Raw genomic sequence first — 18,020 nt, forward strand, 5'->3', positions numbered from 1 at the left:
ATGTGTATAGGAGACAGGGGGATGTCGTCAGGTCCTGCGGGGCGAGGCCGTTGTCGGGTCCTGTGGGGCCGGGTGGTTGTCGGGCCCTGCGGGCCTGCGGCTGTGGTCAGGTCCCGTTGGGCCGGGTGGTTGTCGGGCCATGTAAGGCTGGGTCTGTGGTCGGTCCTGCCGCCCGGGTCCGTCGTCAGGCACCGCGCGGTTCCGGGACCGTCGTCACACCGCGAGTCCCGTCACACGGTCGGCGGTGCCGTTGTCCGACCCTGCGCCGCGGCCGTGCGCGGCGCGATCGCCGATCGCTGCCCCGGGCGCAGGCGCTGTGTTTGCGGCTTGCCCGATCCATCCCGCCCTGATCCGGCCGCGTCTTGCCGATTCGACGCCGTCGTGCCCAGTCGACCCGACTCGGCCATGCCCGCCGCTGCGAGTCCGCGGTGCCAGCGGAGGCCCATGCGCCCACACGGGCGATGCGGGCTCGCGTCCTCAGCCAAGGCCCCTCCAGTCAAGGCCCCCAGCCTCGGCGGTCGCGCGCAGCCGCGCGCGACCACAGCCTCGGTCGTCGTGCACAGCCTCCGCTGGCAACTGTGGTCCCGGTCGCCGGGCACAGCCGCCGCCGGCGTCTGTAGCCGAGGTCGCCGTGCACAAACGCCGCTGGCAAGCGCGGCCTCGATCGTCGTGCACGGTCGCCGCCGACGTCTGTAGCCGAGGTCGCCGCCCGCTGCCCCCCGCTGGCTCCCGCAGCCGAGGTCGGCGTCCGCTGCGCCGGCCGAGGTCGTCGCCGGCACCCGCCAAGGTCGCCCGCCCGCGACCGCCGCCGAGCAGGCGCGCGCAGCCCTGGCAGGTCACTGGTCGTCAGGCTGGTCCCCGGCGCCGCCGTTGTTGCCTTCCGCTAGGCGCTGCACATTGCCGATCCGGCGCGCCAGCATGCCGACGAACGAAGGCCGGTTCGCGTGCGCGCGCTCGTACTCGAGCAGTTCCTCGAGCTGCTCGAGGCTGAAGCGGCGCAGGCGTGCCCGCAGCTGTGGCAGCGTGAGTTCGTCGTAGTTGGCCAGCGGGGTCGGGATGTCCGTGGTGGCCGCGCTGTCGGTGGCCGCGCTGTCGAACTCGCCCTCGGTGTGGTCCTCGGCGAGCGCGCGTTCTTCCTGTTCCCAAGGATCGCGAGCGCTCTCGTTGACCTCCCTGATGACCGAAACCGGCCGGAAACCGTTGTGGCCGTGCGAGGAGTTCTCGGCGGGCGGAAGGTCTTCGTCGAACGTGGCCCATTCGGGCTCTTCCTCGACCGGGCGCAGGTTCGCGAGCGCCTCGTCGCCCCTGATCGCCAGCTCGGTGACCTGCTGCTGCAGCCGCATGGACACCTGCAGCACCTGGGACAGCACCGTGACGGGCAGTCCGACCAGGTGTTTCGGCAGTTCCCGGGCGTGCTCGGCGGCGGTCACGGCCAAGCCCGCGGCGACTCGGAGGGGGAGCGGGAGTGGCTTCATGCGTACAGCGTGCCGTAAGTAACCCATCCTGCCCAACCGATCAAGACCTTCGGCCTACCCGACGTGACAGGGCGCACAACCGTCGCGGGTGACCTGCCGCCGAAACCGGCGCGGGAACCCGCCGACGGCGCGGCCCGACGTGACCGGCCGCACATCCGGGTGGGCCGTACCCTGGGAGGCATGAGTGCTGAGAGCTCTTCTACGAAGCGAGTGCTGCTGGCCAAACCGCGTGGTTACTGCGCGGGCGTGGATCGCGCCGTGATCGCTGTGGAGAAGGCTTTGGAGCTCTACGGGCCACCCGTGTACGTGCGCAAGGAGATCGTGCACAACCGGCATGTCGTGGACACCCTGCGCGAGCGCGGCGTGATCTTCGTCGAGGAGACGTCCGAGGTGCCGGAGGGTGAACTGGTCGTGTTCTCCGCGCACGGTGTCTCGCCCGCGGTGCACGCCGAGGCAGCCGAGCGGAACCTGCGCACCATCGACGCCACGTGTCCCTTGGTCACCAAGGTGCACAAGGAAGTCAACCGGTTCGCCAAGGACGACTACGACATCCTGCTGATCGGGCACGAGGGCCACGAGGAGGTCGAGGGCACGTCGGGAGAGGCGCCGGAACGCGTTCAGCTGATCGACACGGCGAGCGACGTCGCGCGCGCCGAAGTGCGGGATCCCTCGAAGGTCGTGTGGTTGTCGCAGACCACGCTCAGCGTCGACGAGACGATGGAGCGCGTCGAGCAGTTGCGTGAGCGGTTCCCCGAGCTCGCGGACCCGCCGAGTGATGACATCTGCTACGCCACGTCGAACCGGCAGGTCGCGGTCAAGGCCATGGCTGCCGAGTGCGATCTGGTGCTGGTGGTCGGCTCGAAGAACTCCTCGAACTCGAAGCGACTGGTCGAGGTCGCTCTGCAGGCGGGCGCGCGGGCGGCGCACCTGGTGGACTTCGCCCGCGAGGTCGACCAGGCCTGGCTGGAGGGCGCGAACACGGTCGGCGTGACGAGCGGCGCCTCGGTGCCGGACGTGCTCGTGATGGACCTGCTGAAGTGGCTCGCCGACCGCGGCTGGGCCGACGTGTCCGAAGTCACCACGGCCAACGAGAAGATCTCCTTCGCCCTTCCGCGCGAACTGCGCAAAGTGGGCCAGTAGCGCCAGCAGCGGCACACGCTCGACCCCGTCGGAGTGAGCTGAGCCGAGGCCTTCGTCTCGGGCGGCTGTGCGCCCTTGGCCGCCCGGAGGTCGCGGGCACCGGTTTCCGGTGACCGCGCGCATCCGGTGCCGAAGGGAAGTTTCGTCCGGAGGATGGGCGCACCGGGTCTCCGCCGCCGCGCACATCCGCCAGGTCGCACCCATGCCCCCCGCCTCGCGGGTCGAGCAAGCACGGCGAGCAGCGAGTACGGCTCAGGCCTCGTCGTCCCAGGGGCGGCGGGGTGCACCGCCCCTGCGGCTCGGGCCGCGGCCGGGCTCGCCCGGAGCGCCGCCACGAGGCTCACCAGAGCGCGGCGGCATCCGGCGAGGGCGGTCGCCGCCGGGAGCGCCGCTGGAGCGTGCGTCACCGCCGCGGCGGCCGTCACCATCGGCGCGCTCGCCACGGGAACGTGGCTCGCCACCGCGGCGTGGTCCGCCGTCATCCGACGCCCTGCGCGACTGTCCGAAGAATCGTCCTCGGGACGGCGCGTCGCCGCCACGTGCCGGATCGCCTCCGCGCCCGCCGACGCCACCCCGACCAGGTTCGCCGGCACGGCCGGGCTTGTCACCACGAGCGGGTTGGCTGCCATGCCCGCCCCGACCTGGCTCGGCACCACGCGTGGACTCGCCGCCGCGTGCTGCGTCGCCAGCGCGTCCTCGGCGAGGTTCCCGCCCAGCGGACTTGCTGCCCCGGCCGCCCGGGCCACCACGCCCCGCCGCATCGGGACCGCCCGGCACCTCGGCACCGCGCCTGGGCACATCACGAGCATCCCCGGGAGCACCGCCGACGCGTCCCTCAGGGCCGCCCCGGCGCCCGCCGGGCTCGCCGCCGCGCCGACCTCGGAGCCCGCCACGCGGAATAGCCGCGTCGTCCTCGGGACGCTGACGTCGGGTCATCGGCAGCGAGGGGTGTTCGTTGCCGGGGTTCCGGGGCCCCTGCGGACCACCTTCGCCCGGCCCACGACCACGTCCCGCCGGGCCTTCCCGCAGGCCGGTGCCCTCACGACCAGCGCCCGGCCGCCCCGGACCGCCGCGGCCTGGACGACCCGAACGGGCGCCCGCGGCATCGCGCGCACCGGCCTGGTTCGCCACGCGAGTCTTGTCGCCCGGCCGCGCACCCTTGACGGGAGCGTCCGGATCACGCTCCCGGTACAGCCTGACGATGCCGACTACGAGTGTCAGACCGGTGGTCACAGCCATCGTTGGGAACCCGTTGATCAACGGAGTGCCCACGGTGAGGATCTTGGAGAGCGTGTCGCTGTTCGCGGGCAGGCCCGAGACCAGCAGCACCACTGCCGGGACAGTGATCGCCAAGATCAACGGTGGCTGCACCATTGGTCCGAACAAGCTTCGCCGTTGGACCGCGCACACCGCGCCGACCGAACCGACGAAGTAGCAGATCTTGAACACCCAGCCGAGGGAGTTCTGAATCTGCATGTCGGCCACGGCCCCGATCACGGCGAGGCCGAAGGCCAGAAGCACGGCGCCCCACCAGGGCAAGCCGCGTCTGTCGCCGACGACGGGACGTTCGTCCCACCGGACGGCAACCTCGTCGGCGTCAGGATCGCTCTGGCGATCGCGAATAGCGGTCACGAGGCAACACCGTAACTCGTACTGCCCGTCACCCGCGTGCCGCTCCGCGCGATCGCAACACAAGCGGCATCGTCACGGATCTTCAACACCGCTCTGACCAGCCGGTTTACCGGTCGCCAACCCTGTTGGCAATCTGCTGGTTACGCACGATGAGCGATGCCTGTTCGGTCATCACACCATTGTGCACTCAGCTCGCGGCGATCTCGTCTCCTTTCCGTATGGCCGGCACCTCGGTGGGGCTTCCGGATGCCTCCGTGAGCGGAGCGGCCGCGGCCCGGAACCCCTCCAGCGCGTCCAGTTCCCGCCTGCGGGCGGAGAGGAACCGTTGCAGGTGCGTGCTGGACAAATTGACTGCTTCGACCGCATTGCCCGCCGCGCGATGGGCGGCGGCAGCCCCGGCGCGCACTCGCTCGATGTCCTCGGCGACCGCGCGATCACTCGCCGCGAACAGCGCCGCCGACGCCAGTACCGCGAAACCAGTGGGACCACAAAGGAAGACCCGCCGGTCCAGCGTCCAGCGCAACAGCTCGGGATCAGTGTCGAGGGCGGCGATCACAGCCGCGTCCGAGGGTACGAACATCACCGTGCCGTAGATCCCGTCCGCCCATCGCTGATAGCCCTTGCCGGCGAGCTCGGCCGCACGCGATCGGATGTTGCGCACGTGCACGCGCAACGCGTCCATCCGCTCGTCGGCGTCGTCCGTCTCGACCGCTTCGGCCCAGCAGGCGAGGCTGGCCTTGGCGTCCACCGGCACCATCCGGTCGCCGCCGACGCGCAGCACCATGTCCGGTTTCGCGCTGCCGCCGCCCGCGAGATCCGTCTGCAGTGTGTAGTGCAGCCCTTCGCGCAACCCCAGCGCTCGCGCGGTCTCCACCAACACCTGCTCACCGAGTTCGCCGCGTCCGCTGATCGACGCGAACGCGACCTCGTACCGCCGCAACGCGGCCTGTTGCTGATCCACTCGCGACCGCTCGGCCTCGACCTGCCGCGCCGCCGTGTCCGCGCGGCGCACGCTGTCGTTGTACAGCCGCCACAGCATGGCGATCGCCACCAGTAACGCCAGGGCGATGACGACTGCGGCCGTGCTGATCACGGTGGATGCCACCGTGCCTCCTCTCTTGATCGGATTCGTGCACGCATCATGGCGCAGCCCACCGACAAAAACGGGCCTGCGCGTCTGATCGAACACTCGTTCGAGTGAACCGTGCGGCGGGCTCCGGCTGGTGGTAGAGACCACATTCCTCCAGGTCGGGGCGGAAAAATGAGGTGTGCGCCGGTCCGGCATGTCTGCGCGGTTCTGTCGGAGGTCCGTCCTAGCTTGGGCGGCGTGAGATTCCTGCACACCTCCGACTGGCACGTCGGACGCACCTTCCACGGCGCGGACCTGCTCGCCGAGCAGGACGCCGTGCTCGCGCACCTCGCGGACGTCGTCACCGCCGAGGCGGTGGATGTCGTGCTCGTGTCAGGAGACATCTACGACCGTGCGGTGCCCTCCGCCGAGGCCGTGCAGGTCGCGAACCGTGCGCTGGCAAGGCTTCGCCGCGCGGGCGCGGAACTGGTGATCACGTCCGGCAACCACGATTCCGCGCCGAGGCTCGGCGCGTTCGGCGATTTCGCGGCCGCCGGTGGCCTGCACCTGCGCACGGCCATCGACCACATCGCCGAACCGGTGCTGCTCAATGATCAGCACGGGCCGGTCGCGATCTACGGGATTCCCTACTTGGAGCCCGAACCGTCGCGGCATGCGCTGGGCGTGCCCGATGCCAAGGGACACAACGGGGTTCTCACGGAGGCGATGCACCGGATCCGCGGCGATCTCGCCACTCGCGAGCCGGGCGCGCGCTCGGTGGTGCTCGCGCACGCCTTCGTGACCGGAGGGCAGGGAACGGAGTCCGAACGCACCATCGCCGTCGGCGGCGTGGAGCAGGTCGGCGGCGACGTTTTCGACGGCGTTGACTATGTCGCATTGGGACACCTGCACGGTCCGCAGACACTCGCGCCGCACCTGCGCTATTCGGGGAGCCCACTCGCGTATTCGTTTTCCGAGTCCGCGCAACGGAAATCGGTGTGGCTGGTCGAACTGGACGCAGGCGGTCTCGCCGACGTTCGTCGCCACGAACTGCCCGTGCCTCGTCGTCTGGCGAAATTGTCAGGCGGCATCGACAGGTTGCTGACCGCCGAGGAGTACGGAGACTTCGTGGACTGCTACCTGTCCGTGACCCTCACCGATTCCGTGCGCCCCGTCGATGCGATGCGGCGGCTTCGTGAACGGTTCCCGCACACCGTGCACCTCGACTGGCAGCCGGAAAACGGGAACACGACCGCCACGCTCCGGTACGCGGAAGCCGTCCGTGGCCGTCCCGACAGCGAGATCGTGCGGAACTTCCTCGATGACTGCCGGGGCGCGCCCCCGACCGGCACCGAGCGGAAATTGCTTGGCCTGGCACTGGAATCCGCGGGCAGAGGTGAGTCATGAGACTGCATCGGCTTCAGGTGACGGCGTTCGGTCCCTACCGGGGACGCGAGGTCGTCGACTTCGACGTACTCGGTTCGGACGGGCTCTTTCTGTTGCACGGCGACACCGGGGCCGGCAAGACGACCCTGCTCGACGCCGTCGCGTTCGCACTGTTCGGGGTTGTACCGGGCGCGCGTGGCGAGGTGAAGCGGCTGCGCTGCGATTTCGCCGACGTCGAGCTACGGACGGAGGTCGCGCTGGAACTCACTGTCCAAGGGCAACGGATGCGCATCGTGCGCAACCCCGAGTACCAGCGACCGAAGCGGCGCGGTGAGGGAACCACGACACAGCAGGCCAAGGCTTCGCTGGCCTGGATCGGGCACGCCCCGGCGGGCCAGCCCACCGAGGGACTGACCCGCATCGACGAGGTCAGCCGGACGGTCCAGGGTCTGCTCGGGATGAACCACGAGCAGTTCTTCCAGGTCGTGTTGTTGCCGCAAGGTGATTTCGCGCGTTTTCTCCGTGCTGACACCGATGAGCGTGAACGCCTGCTGGAAAAGTTGTTCGGTACCAAGCGATTCGCCGACGTTGAACGCTGGTTCCGCGATGAGCGGGCCGAGCGCAGGCGGAAGCTGGAGGAGCATCTTCAGGAGCTGCGTGAATGGGTCGCGCGGTTCGCGCAGGTCGCTCGCGAGGATCCGCCCGAGGAGGACGTGCCCGGATGGGTCGCCGCGGTTCGCGAGCAGTCGCGGCGGCTCGTCACCGAGGCCGAGGCCGGACAGACGCGGGCGAGGTCTGCGTTGGAGAAGGCCGAGGCCGAGCTGACCGAGTGGCGTGCTGCCGCGGAACGGATTCACCGCGTGCGCGTCGCGCACGACAAGCTGGCCGCGCTGGGGGAGCAAAAGCCGGAGCGCGAGATGTGGACGGCCGAGCTCGCGGCGGCCCGTCGCGCCGCCCCCGTGGCGAACGTTGCGGCGCAGGTGGATCGGTGTGCGGCGCAACTCGACGAAGCGCGGCAGGTGGAGCAGCGGCGTGTTCGGCAGCTTGCGTCCACGGGATACGCCGAGACCGAGGCAGACGTGGTGGAGCTGCGACGCCACGCCGGGAAATTGCGGGAAGAAGCGGGTGCGCTGGCCGGTTTGATCGCCGAGGCCGAGCAACAACGCCGCGATGAACGGGAGATCGGCAGACTCCTCGACACGGCGGAGGAAGCCAAGGCGCAGGCCGTCGTGTTGACCGAGAAGCTCGACGGCATCCCCGAGCGAATACAGGAGCTGCGCGAGCGTCATGACCAGGCCGCCGCCGCGGCGGTCAGGCTCGAGGAACTCCGCACCCGGGAAACCGAGCTGACCGCGGCCGTGCGTGACGCAGCCGGACTGCCCCGGGCCGAACGCGCGGTCGCCGACGCAGCCGAGACGGTGCGCGCTGTCACGGACCAGCACCAACAGGCCCGGGAGCGGCGGCTCGAACTCCGCGAGCGAAGGCTCGAGGGCATGGCGGCCGAATTGGCGGCCGAACTCGCGGACGGCTCGCCGTGCCCCGTGTGTGGGGCGGACGAGCACCCGTCGCCCGCGAGGGCGGCGGAAAGCCGTGTCGACCAGGCTCAAGAGGAGGCCGCTGACGAGGCCGAGCGTCGAGCTGAACGTGCGCGCAAGAAGGCCGAAACGGCCAAGCACGAAGCGGAGACCGCGCTCGCCGCGCTGCGCGAACGCTTGCGAGGGCGCACCGCCGAAGCACTCGACGCCGAGTTCGCCGCGCTTCAACAGCAGGTGGCCGAGGTCGGCGCAGTGGCTCGGCAGAAGGCTCAGCTGGCCGGGCAGGCCCAGTCGGCCGAAGCCGAGATGAAGGCGCTGACCGGCAAGCTGCACGCGGCCGAGCAGGCGGTCACGGCGGCCGAGACCCGACGGGTCGCCTTGGCCGAACAGATCGCGGAGCGGGCCCGCCGGCTCGACGAGGCTCGCGGCGAGCACCCCGATGTCGGAGCGCGCCGCGAGCATCTGACCAACGTCGTGCGCGCGCTCGACGCGATGGTCGAAGCCCGGACGGCTCGCGTGACCGCGGAAGAGCGCTTGGAGCAGCAGAACACCGACCTGCAAAGAGTCCTGAACCGCGCCGGCTTCTCCACCGTGGACGAGATGCGGTCGGCGGCCCGCTCCGATGAGAGGGTCGCACAGCTGGAAACCCGGCTCTCCGAAGCCGCTGCCGCTGAGGCCGCTGCTCGTGCGGTGCTCGCCGAACCCGAGCTGTTCGGGGTGGCACCGGACGACCGGGTCGATGTCGACACAGCCGTCGTCGCGGCGAGGAACGCGCGCGAGGCGGCCGAGACAGCGGTGGCCGCTTTCCGTTCGGCGAGCAGTCGCACATCCGACCTGGACACGCTGGCCGAGCGGCTTTTCGTGGCGAGCGAAGCACTCCGGCCGCTGGAGGATTCCTTCGCCGAACTGGACGCGCTCACCGATGTCGTCAACGGGCGGGGCCAGAACGCCCGCAAGATGTCGCTGCGGTCTTATGTTCTGGCAGCGCGGTTGGAAGAGGTCGCGGTCGCCGCCACAGCACGCCTGCGGATCATGAGCCAGGGCCGCTACTCGTTCGTCCACTCCGACGCCGCGGGGTCACGAGGCACCCGTGGCGGTCTCGGGCTCGACGTGCTCGACGACTACTCCGGCACGATCCGTCCGGCCAAGACGCTGTCCGGCGGCGAGTCGTTCCTGGCGTCGCTCGCCCTCGCGCTGGGGCTCGCCGACGTCGTCGCCGCTGAAACCGGTGGGGCTCTGCTGGACACGCTCTTCGTCGACGAGGGGTTCGGCACCCTCGACGCGGAGACCCTCGATGTCGTCATGAACGTCCTCGACGAGCTGCGGGCGGGAGGCCGGGTCGTCGGCCTGGTGTCCCATGTCGAGGAGCTGCGTCAGCGCATTCCAACTCGGCTGCGGGTGCGTAAGGCGCGGACCGGTTCGACCCTGGAGGTGCATATGTGAGATCAGGACAATCCCGCGGTCCGCTCCGGTGATTCGTGGTCGAGCAGCCACCGCTTGACATCGACACCCCAGCGGAAGCCGCCCATGGCGCCGCCGATGCGGAACACTCGATGACAGGGCACGAACAGGGCCGCCGCGTTGCGTGCGCACGCCGACGCGGCCGCGCGGACGGCTGCCGGACGCCCGGCGAGGGCGGCGTACTCGCTGTAGGTGACCGGTTTGCCCGCCGGGACGGTGCGCAGCACGTCCCACGCATGCTGGAGGAACTCGCCGGACCGCTGGCGGACGGGTATGTCGTCGATCGCCGTGAGGTCTCCTTCGTGGTAGCAGCGGACAGCGGTGGTCACGGCGCCGAGGTCCCGCTTCTCACGAAGTTCGGCAGGAACGAGGGACCGTGACATGACCGGCGTGAGATGCCCGAGGTCGTCGGTCCAGCCGGAAGCCAGGACCGCGCCGTCCGACGCGACGACGGCGGTGAACGGGCCGATGGGAGTGTCCATTGTGGACCAGTGTGCGATGCTCATGAGTGGTCTCCCTTGTGGAGGTCGTGGTGGGATCGGTTTTCGGCGGCGGCAGCCCAGGGCGACACGCGCAGGGTGTCGTCGGTGGTGGTCAAGCGCTGCGCCAGAGGTACATGCCGGCGTAGGACCGCCAAGGTCGCCACGCCTGTGAGTGGTCGGCCAGGTCGGTGATACCCACTGCCGACGACCCCTTGCGGATCACGAGGTCGTCGGCGAGCAGTACGTCGGGGGCGCCGAGGACGCGCATGAGCACGTAGTCGGCGGTCCACGGACCGACACCAGGTAGTTCGAGCAGTTCGGCGCGCAGTTCGTCGGAATCCCGGCCGATGTGCACATCGACCTGGCCGGAAGCGAGTGCCTCGGCTGCTGCGCAAATCGCCTCGATCCGCCGCTTGGGTCCGCGCAGGACGTCACGCCCGCGTTCCGCAATCGCTTGCGGCGCCGGGAACAGGCGTAATGCGTGGCGTCCTGCCGTGTCGGCAGCTTGCGATGTGCCGTCCGGGGGAAGCTCGGACGATACTTCCGCGTCGTCCTCGGTGGACGTCCAGGGCACCGCGTCGCCGAGCGCCGCGGTGAGCCTGGCGGCCGCGGTGCGTGCCGCGGCGACCGACACCTGCTGCCCGAGCATCGCGCGCAGCAGCAGCTCGGGGCCGTCGACCGCACCTGGAACACGGATTCCTGGTGCCGCCGTGACCGCGGGCGCGAGCAGCGGGTCGCTGCCCAGCACGCGCATCACGGCTTGGGGGTCGGCGTCGAGGTCGAGCAGACGACGTGCCCTGGCAACGGCGCTGCCGAGATCGCGCACGTCGGAGAGCTGGACCTCGCAGCGAATGTGGTTGTCCTGCGGCACCAGCTCGATCGTCGCCGGGCCGTGCGGCAGTCGCAGGGTGCGGCCGTAGGTGCCGTTGGCGGTCCACTCGACGCCCGGTACCGCGCGGGCGCCGAGGAAGCCGAAGATGCCCGAAACGTCGAACGGCTCGCGATAGGGCAACCGGAGTGACAACCGGGTACCGGCGGCCGGTGGAGCGTCGGCTGCGTCGCCTACCTGGGCGCCCGCGTCGTCGATGTGGCCGTACGCGGCATTGCCGGCTTCGGCGCCCGCGGCCGCGCGACGGGAGAGTGCCGCGTCGCCGACTCCGGCGCCAGGCGTCGCGACGCTGGTGACCGTGGTGCCGGCTCGTGCGCCTGCCGCGGCACGACGGCGTGCCACGACGGCTGCCGCACGCAGCTGGGACGGAGTGCGGGCGAAGACCTCGCGGATCGTGTCGTTGAACTGGCGCACGCTGGCGAAGCCGGCAGCGAACGCGACATCCGCGAGAGGCAGGTCCGACAACTCGATCAGCAACCGCGCGGAATGTGCGCGGTGGGCGCGTGCCAGCGCGAGCGGGCCCGCGCCCAGCTCGGCCGCGAGCACCCGGCCGAGCTGCCGCTCCGAATAGCCGAGACGGCGCGCGAGCCCCGGTACACCCTCGCGTTCGACAATGCCGTCCGAAATGAGCCGCATGGCACGCGCCGCCAGGTCCGCCCGAAGGTTCCATTCGGGCGAGCCGGGTACCGCGTCCGGCAGACAGCGCCGGCACGCACGGAAGCCGCCGGCCTGCGCCGCGGCCGAGGTCGGGTAGAAGCGGACGTTGGTCGCTTTCGGGGTTTGAGCTGGGCAGGAGGGGCGGCAGTAGATGCCTGTGGTCCTCACCGCCACGATGAACTGGCCGTCGAAGCGTGCGTCGCGCGAGGCCACCGCCCGGTAGCAGCGCTCCGCGTCGCGCCAGAGGGCCTGTCCGGCGGGGGTCGCTACAGCTGTCATGCCTTCGATACTGCCAGCAGGTCAGAGGCTTGACTGGCGGAAAACCGACATGACGATCCGGCGCGCGTCGGCCGGTGCGTGGCCTGTTCGGCGGCCGTGGGCGAGATCGATTGTCATAAGGGCGTGGCTTCGACGCCGACGAGGGTTTCAACGTTGGTTGAGCCGGCTGTGTCTCTGTGGTCGCCTGGCCTGCCGACGGGCGTCCCGGAGTTGGGTGCTGGGTGGGGCCGCGGCGCGTGACGAGGGTGACGAGGTGTGGCCGACGGGTGCTCAAGACGGGCGAATGCCCGGTCGTCGAGGCGCCGCGGGCTGCGCGACCTGCGCCGATGGGAGCGCCCGACCGGCGCCGTACCCACCGCACGTAGACTGTCGGCCCGTGAGTCTCACCCTCGGCATCGTCGGGCTGCCCAACGTCGGCAAGTCCACCCTTTTCAACGCGCTGACCCGTAACGACGTGCTCGCCGCGAACTACCCGTTCGCGACGATCGAGCCCAACGTCGGCGTGGTCCCGTTGCCCGACGAGCGGCTCGACAAGCTCGCCGAACTCTTCAACTCCGAACGTGTCGTCCCGGCAACTGTGTCCTTTGTGGACATCGCGGGCATCGTCAAAGGTGCGTCCGAGGGTGCCGGGCTGGGCAACAAGTTCCTCGCCAACATCCGCGAGGCCAATGCGATCTGCCAGGTCATCCGCGTCTTCGACGACCCGGACGTGGTGCACGTCGACGGCCGGGTGGACCCCTCGTCCGACATCGAGACGATCAACACCGAGCTGATCCTCGCCGACCTGCAAACCCTGGAGAAGGCGCTGCCGCGCCTGGAGAAAGAAGCCCGCACCAAGAAGGAGAACCGGCCCAAGCTGGAAGTCACCCAGCGAGCCAAGGAAATCCTCGACAGCGGCCGCACTCTCTTCTCAGCGCAGGACGAGATCGACGTCGCCGAGCTGCGCGAGCTGAGCTTGCTGACCGTGAAGCCGTTCCTGTACGTCTTCAACGCCGATGAGGGCGTGCTCACCGACGACGCCCGCCGTGAGGAGCTGACCAAACTCGTCGCGCCCGCCGACGCGGTGTTCCTCGACGCGAAAATCGAGGCAGAGCTGCTGGAACTGGACGACGAGGAGTCGGTCCGCGAGCTGCTCGAGTCCGTCGGCCAGCACGAGCCCGGCCTCTATGCGCTCGCCCGCGCCGGATTCCACACTCTCGGCCTGCAGACCTACCTCACCGCCGGTCCGAAGGAGGCCCGCGCGTGGACGATCCCGAAGGGCGCGACCGCCCCGCAGGCCGCCGGCGTCATCCACACCGACTTCGAGCGCGGCTTCATCAAGGCCGAGATCGTGTCCTACGACGACCTGATCGAGGCGGGCTCGATCGCCGCCGCCAGGTCCGCGGGCAAGGTCCGCATGGAGGGCAAGGACTACATCATGGCTGACGGCGACGTGGTGGAGTTCCGTTTCAACGTCTGATCTGAGGCTGTTTAGCCTGTTCAGGGCGCTAAGCAGCCTCGTCGTTCGTCAGCGGTTCGTCAGAGCGACCCACAACGTCGGCAAACAACCGAGCAGACGCGAGCCGAGTGCGATCCTCCGCGCTCGGCCACAGATGCGCGTAGGTGTTGAGCGTGACCGTTGCGCTGGAGTGCCCGAGTGCGCGCTGAACGGTGACGACGTCGCAACCGGCGGCGATAAGCCCCGATGCAAAGAAGTGACGGAGGTCATGCAGCCGAAGTCTCGGACACCCCGCCGCCTCACGAGTCAGTCGCCACCAGTAACCCACGGTGTTCTGATGAGGTGGGTTGCCCCCATCCCCCTCGAACACCCACCGGTCCGCGTCGCCAGTCGGCCGATAGGTTGCAACGTAGTCTTTGATCAGGGATACCAGTTGGTCGGAGGCGTGCACCACACGCTCCGAGCCGTACTTCGGGGCGCGTATCTCCACCCCACCGCCGCGCTCCCGCTGGACCTGGCGGGAGACGCGAACGCTGCCCTGCTCGAAGTCGATGTCCGAGACCCGCAGGGCTGCCGCCTCGCCAAGCCTCAGGCCCGCGAACGCACACAACGCGAGGAAGGGGCGAAACCTCGGGGCAGCAGCGCCGAGCAGGGCCGCAATCTGATTGGAGGTCGGTAGGACCAGCGCGGCGTCTGTACGGCGCGTACGAGGCAGCCGGACGCCATCCGTCGGGTCGGTAGCAATCAGACGATCCCGCACAGCGGCCCGAAACACTGCCCTGACATTGTTGAATCGCGTCTTGATCGTCCCGGCCGCAAGACCCCGCTCACGCCCGTCGCCTCGGTCGAGGGTCTGCAACCGCTTGATCCACGACTCGATGTGAGACCGCTGAATTCGGTTGATTGACAGGTTGATCGGCACGTGTCCGAACGTTGTGCAGCTGACGGCAAGGCGCATAGCTCGCTCAGTGCCCCTTGTCCAGAGTTGCCGTTGCGACCAGCGATCGAAGTACGCGAGGAACGACACCTTGCCTGCTTGCGGATCTACGAACTGTCCCGTTACAACGGCGGCGAGCTGTTCATCTAACCACCGCTGCGCATCAAGAGCGGCCCCTGCGGGGCCGCTGATCCGGCCCTCATCGTGTCGAACCGCCAGACGCGGGCATGCGGCTGGCGCCGGTCCCGCGTGGCGGTTCGACGAAGGCCGGGCGACCCCGCAGCCGACGCAGACGCGAAGAACGAACACAAGATGCCCTCGCCGGGCAGGCAGGCTCCAGGATGACCCGAGCCGGGCAGGAACCGGCACGTTGGCAGGGTGGGCGCTTGGTGGTCATTCCGTCGCCTGATCTGATGACTATCACACCGCGCCGGGACCGCAAGCCTGGCAACTTCGCCGGCGGATTCGCACGGAGGTTGCGGCCCCGGCGCGGCGTGGTCGAGACGCCATCAGGCGACGGGATGACTACCAAACAATTTGGCTAGGCGACCTCGACAACTCTTCCCATTTGTCCTTAGCCTGGATTTATCGCTCTATCAAGCATGGGGAGCACCAGCTATTTTGATCAGTATGGGAGTGTTCGATCATGACAGTCAGGCCCCTGTTTCAACATGAGAGGCGGAAATACGCAATATATTTACTCTCACTCCTAGTCAGCACGCCTTTTTGGATACCACGACGAGTAGTTCGTATCCGGATGGTCGACCGGGAAACCATGCAAGTAGATGTCACACTAGACATTGACATTTATCAACACGAGTCTTTGGGTATTCGAAATCAAGAAGTAGAACAATTGCACGGAAATTATGTCAAGGATGTACTACGAGGAAGTTTGCCCTATCTTCTCATACCGCTAGGGCTGCGACAGAAAGACTTCCACACTTTTCACGTAACCGATTTTCGAGGAAACCACTTACCTCTTCTAACAAATGAGCAAGTTGAACCAATACGGCTCTTAATGCAGGAGGAGCTGCGTTCCAATTACGACTTCATCATAAAAGAAAAGAGACAAATAGAGAAAGATCTCGAAAAGCCTCTTGCAATAATAGAGGCCCCGAAAGACTACACGCTACATCACGAATTGAGATATACCTACCATGGCCCGCTGGGACTGGAGAAAAAGCACTGGTGGTTAGCGCCTCGTTACGGCTGGAGGCCTAGCCTTTTTGTTTTCGACATGCTCCATGCAGGACGTGCGGCTAGTTATCATTTGGAAGTAGAGCTTCCTTCTTCAACGAAGGTGTACACAAGATATCTGATACCTGGAAAAAGTGACGATGGTGAGAAAATGGAGCTCACCGGGGGAAGTGCGGGCCCGATGCCTCCACATCAACAAACCTCAGACGTATTCGGATCCGCTATCGAGCGCGAGTGGAAACCAGAACTCAGTGCGACTGTCTACCTGACCAATAAAACAAGTGCGACGAGAAGCAGCAAAACAAGTGCGACGAGAAGTCGGGAGCTGCACTTATGGGTAGGGATCGACCGAGGCGCTCTAGGTTACCCGATCGCTATAAGTACGTTTTCCGTATGCGTGTTGGTCTTGTCTGCATTTGTCGCCAGTGCGAATCACGTTGGCAATGCTGACTACGTGCAAGTAGTCGGGTCACTTCTTGCTGGGGTGGCTGGAACTCTTCTCGGCTACTCTTCAAAGCCCGGTGAACACTCAATAGCTAAGTGGATGTACTCACCTGCTAGAAAAAGCGTCAATTGGGCTGCCGGAGCATCGGCCGGTGGTGCGATATTAGTCGCAACATCGCTCACCGTTGGCGCTCACGTGATTTGGTACGTAAAGGCGTTGACCCTCTTATTCGCCTTTATTGTCACTGTCGCCGGCATAAACCTATTTCTGATCTACATTTTCGCCGACGATAAACAAGCATTAAAATACATTCATAAAAGGTACAAGCTTAAGGAAGAAGGCCAACCAACGTCTAGTGTTGCCAATAAAGTGAAAAGTGAAGCCACGGTATTTCGGAAGGTCGGATAGCTGTTTTAGACGCCTGTGGCGCCATTTTGGTATTGCCACACGGTTGCACCGGGGAACCACGCACCGTGTTCTTGCGAGCTGGTGGAGATCTTGAGTCTCCGATCGGATACCGAGCCTTACGCTCAGCGGAGTGATGGGGTCTTCAGGAACGCGCTAAGGCTAAGCCTTGCTGGTTAGGAGGCGATCTCCGAAACCGCTACGCCGCGCGCAGGCATGCCTTGGTACCGGCTGCGTTCACGCCAGGCCGAGGCGATTACCTGCTGCGGCACCCGAGGCGTCGAGTACTGACAGTGGGCCTCACGGAGCCAGCGCCCAACATATGTCCAACACCCGGCCGGCAGACGCCGCCAGTGGACGGCATGCATTGATAAGCGTGCCAGCCCGAAGTCCCAAGGCAGAGGCCTCGAGTACCAAACCTTCGACCTTCGAATCGGATACAGGAGGGCCTGTAGTCGGAACGCCGGTTGTCGGCCTGGTTCCGTGCGTGCCTGTCGTCGGCGTTCGTCATTCGTTCGTCAGGGCACCCATCGAGCACGGCAAGCGACCACGGCCGACGACGGAGGAACGCCCAGATCAGGCCAGCAATTCGCGCGTTCCCGCTGGTCGCGAGTTGTTCCGCTTCAACGTCTGACGCGGTTCAGGAGGGCGCGTTCGGTTTGCGCGGCCAGCAGCTGACGGGCACCTGCGCGCTCGATTCTCACGACGGCAGGTCAGCCCGGAAAGGGCGGCGGCAGAAACGGCCGAGAACAGACCGCCCCAAGAGAAGAGCCCCGAGGCGTTGGGGGCCAGAGTGCGGCGCCCCCCAACGCCGGGGATCGCTTGCTCAGCCCAGGGCGCCGAGCAGAATGACGGTCAGCAGCGTGATCGTCGTGGCGATTGCGGTCACCCACGCGCGCTGGGCGGGCGACAGGACGACTCGAGAGGTGGAGGACAGGGCAGGCGTGGAGCTGGTCATGGCGGATCCTGGTGGCTTGTGTGAGTCCTTTCGTTCATGACAGCGCCTTGATCTCGGCGTGTGTTAGCACACCCGAGTCACTGTGTCCGATCTCACTCCGAAACCCGCCGACTGCGGGCGGTGTACCAGAGCACCGCCCCCGCGGTGCCCACCATCAGTACGAACGCCAGCCCGCCGACGACCACCGCCCGCGTCTCCGAACCTGAGTCCGCAGCCGCGCCTGCCCCGGTGGCCGAACCGGCTCCGGCAGCTGCGCTCACCCCGACGGCCGAGCCCGCCCCGGCAGTCGCGCCGACATCGGTGGCCGCGCTCGCTCCAACGGCTGAGCCCGTGGCCGCGCTCGCCCCAGTGGCCGAATCCACCTCGGCAGCCGCCCCAGCTCCGGTGGCCGAGCCTGCCCCGGTGGCCGAACCGGCTCGGGCAGCCGCCCCAGCCCCGACGGCCGTGCCCGCAGCCGCGCCCGCGCCAGGACCCGAACCCGCGCCAGCACCCGAACCCGCACCGGCCCCCGACGCCGCTCCGGCACCCGAGCCCGCAGCGGAGCCAGGCGTTGGCGTCGCCGCCTGGGCGGCGCCGCCGAAGAGCAACATCAACGCTGCCACCAGGCCGGCGACCTTGGTCATGATCTTCGACAT

General features: G+C 67.7%; 13 protein-coding genes. 5 read left to right on the forward strand and 8 right to left on the reverse strand.

Features of this window, described 5'->3' with window-relative positions; all coding sequences use genetic code 11:
• Positions 1-836: 836 nt before the first annotated feature.
• Positions 837-1,475, reverse strand: coding sequence for a lipid droplet-associated protein (locus tag HFP15_RS34460; RefSeq protein ID WP_168521347.1), 639 nt, complete (start codon positions 1,473-1,475; stop codon positions 837-839).
• Positions 1,476-1,655: 180 nt separating this feature from the next.
• On the opposite strand from HFP15_RS34460, the gene HFP15_RS34465 reads away from it, so the two are divergent.
• Positions 1,656-2,615, forward strand: a complete 960-nt coding sequence (locus HFP15_RS34465; protein WP_168521349.1) for a 4-hydroxy-3-methylbut-2-enyl diphosphate reductase — start codon at positions 1,656-1,658, stop codon at positions 2,613-2,615.
• A 252-nt stretch (positions 2,616-2,867) separates the two neighbouring features.
• Here HFP15_RS34465 and HFP15_RS44035 read toward each other — a convergent pair whose 3' ends face one another.
• Together HFP15_RS44035 and rmuC are read right to left on the reverse strand one after the other, a co-directional pair.
• Complete coding sequence (locus HFP15_RS44035; protein WP_312871894.1) at positions 2,868-4,247, reverse strand: DUF6542 domain-containing protein; 1,380 nt, start codon at positions 4,245-4,247, stop codon at positions 2,868-2,870.
• Between the two features lie 187 nt (positions 4,248-4,434).
• Positions 4,435-5,286 carry a DNA recombination protein RmuC gene (gene rmuC / locus HFP15_RS34475; protein WP_210718254.1) on the reverse strand — a complete coding sequence of 284 codons (852 nt, stop codon included), beginning with the start codon at positions 5,284-5,286 and terminating at the stop codon, positions 4,435-4,437.
• A 288-nt stretch (positions 5,287-5,574) separates the two neighbouring features.
• On the opposite strand from rmuC, the gene HFP15_RS34480 reads away from it, so the two are divergent.
• On the forward strand, positions 5,575-6,723 hold the full coding sequence (locus HFP15_RS34480; RefSeq protein ID WP_168521355.1) for an exonuclease SbcCD subunit D: 1,149 nt from the start codon (positions 5,575-5,577) through the stop codon (positions 6,721-6,723).
• Positions 6,720-9,680 (forward strand): AAA family ATPase, encoded by a 2,961-nt coding sequence (locus tag HFP15_RS34485; protein WP_168521357.1) that lies wholly within the window; start codon positions 6,720-6,722, stop codon positions 9,678-9,680. The genes HFP15_RS34480 and HFP15_RS34485 overlap by 4 nt, the downstream gene beginning before the upstream one ends.
• A gap of 2 nt (positions 9,681-9,682) precedes the next feature.
• Here the strand turns inward: HFP15_RS34485 and HFP15_RS34490 are convergent, their stop codons facing one another.
• Positions 9,683-10,204 carry a methylated-DNA--[protein]-cysteine S-methyltransferase gene (locus HFP15_RS34490; RefSeq protein ID WP_168521359.1) on the reverse strand — a complete coding sequence of 174 codons (522 nt, stop codon included), beginning with the start codon at positions 10,202-10,204 and terminating at the stop codon, positions 9,683-9,685.
• An 88-nt stretch (positions 10,205-10,292) separates the two neighbouring features.
• A complete protein-coding gene (locus tag HFP15_RS43140; protein WP_246272298.1) occupies positions 10,293-12,005 on the reverse strand; it encodes a DNA-3-methyladenine glycosylase 2 family protein in 1,713 nt (570 codons plus the stop codon).
• Between the two features lie 376 nt (positions 12,006-12,381).
• Between HFP15_RS43140 and ychF the strand changes: the two genes are divergently transcribed.
• Entirely contained in the window at positions 12,382-13,464 is a 1,083-nt protein-coding gene (gene ychF / locus HFP15_RS34505; RefSeq protein WP_168521361.1) for a redox-regulated ATPase YchF, read from the forward strand.
• A gap of 28 nt (positions 13,465-13,492) precedes the next feature.
• Here the strand turns inward: ychF and HFP15_RS34510 are convergent, their stop codons facing one another.
• Entirely contained in the window at positions 13,493-14,365 is an 873-nt protein-coding gene (locus HFP15_RS34510; RefSeq protein ID WP_312871895.1) for a tyrosine-type recombinase/integrase, read from the reverse strand.
• A gap of 772 nt (positions 14,366-15,137) precedes the next feature.
• Between HFP15_RS34510 and HFP15_RS34515 the strand changes: the two genes are divergently transcribed.
• A complete protein-coding gene (locus HFP15_RS34515; protein ID WP_168521363.1) occupies positions 15,138-16,430 on the forward strand; it encodes a hypothetical protein in 1,293 nt (430 codons plus the stop codon).
• 823 nt (positions 16,431-17,253) lie between these two features.
• Here the strand turns inward: HFP15_RS34515 and HFP15_RS43650 are convergent.
• Both HFP15_RS43650 and HFP15_RS34520 read right to left on the reverse strand, forming a co-directional pair.
• A complete protein-coding gene (locus HFP15_RS43650) occupies positions 17,254-17,385 on the reverse strand; it encodes a hypothetical protein (RefSeq protein WP_281355713.1) in 132 nt (43 codons plus the stop codon).
• A 92-nt stretch (positions 17,386-17,477) separates the two neighbouring features.
• A complete protein-coding gene (locus tag HFP15_RS34520; RefSeq protein ID WP_168521365.1) occupies positions 17,478-18,020 on the reverse strand; it encodes a hypothetical protein in 543 nt (180 codons plus the stop codon).

The organism is Amycolatopsis acididurans, assembly GCF_012328925.1.
Classification (GTDB): domain Bacteria; phylum Actinomycetota; class Actinomycetes; order Mycobacteriales; family Pseudonocardiaceae; genus Amycolatopsis_E; species Amycolatopsis_E acididurans.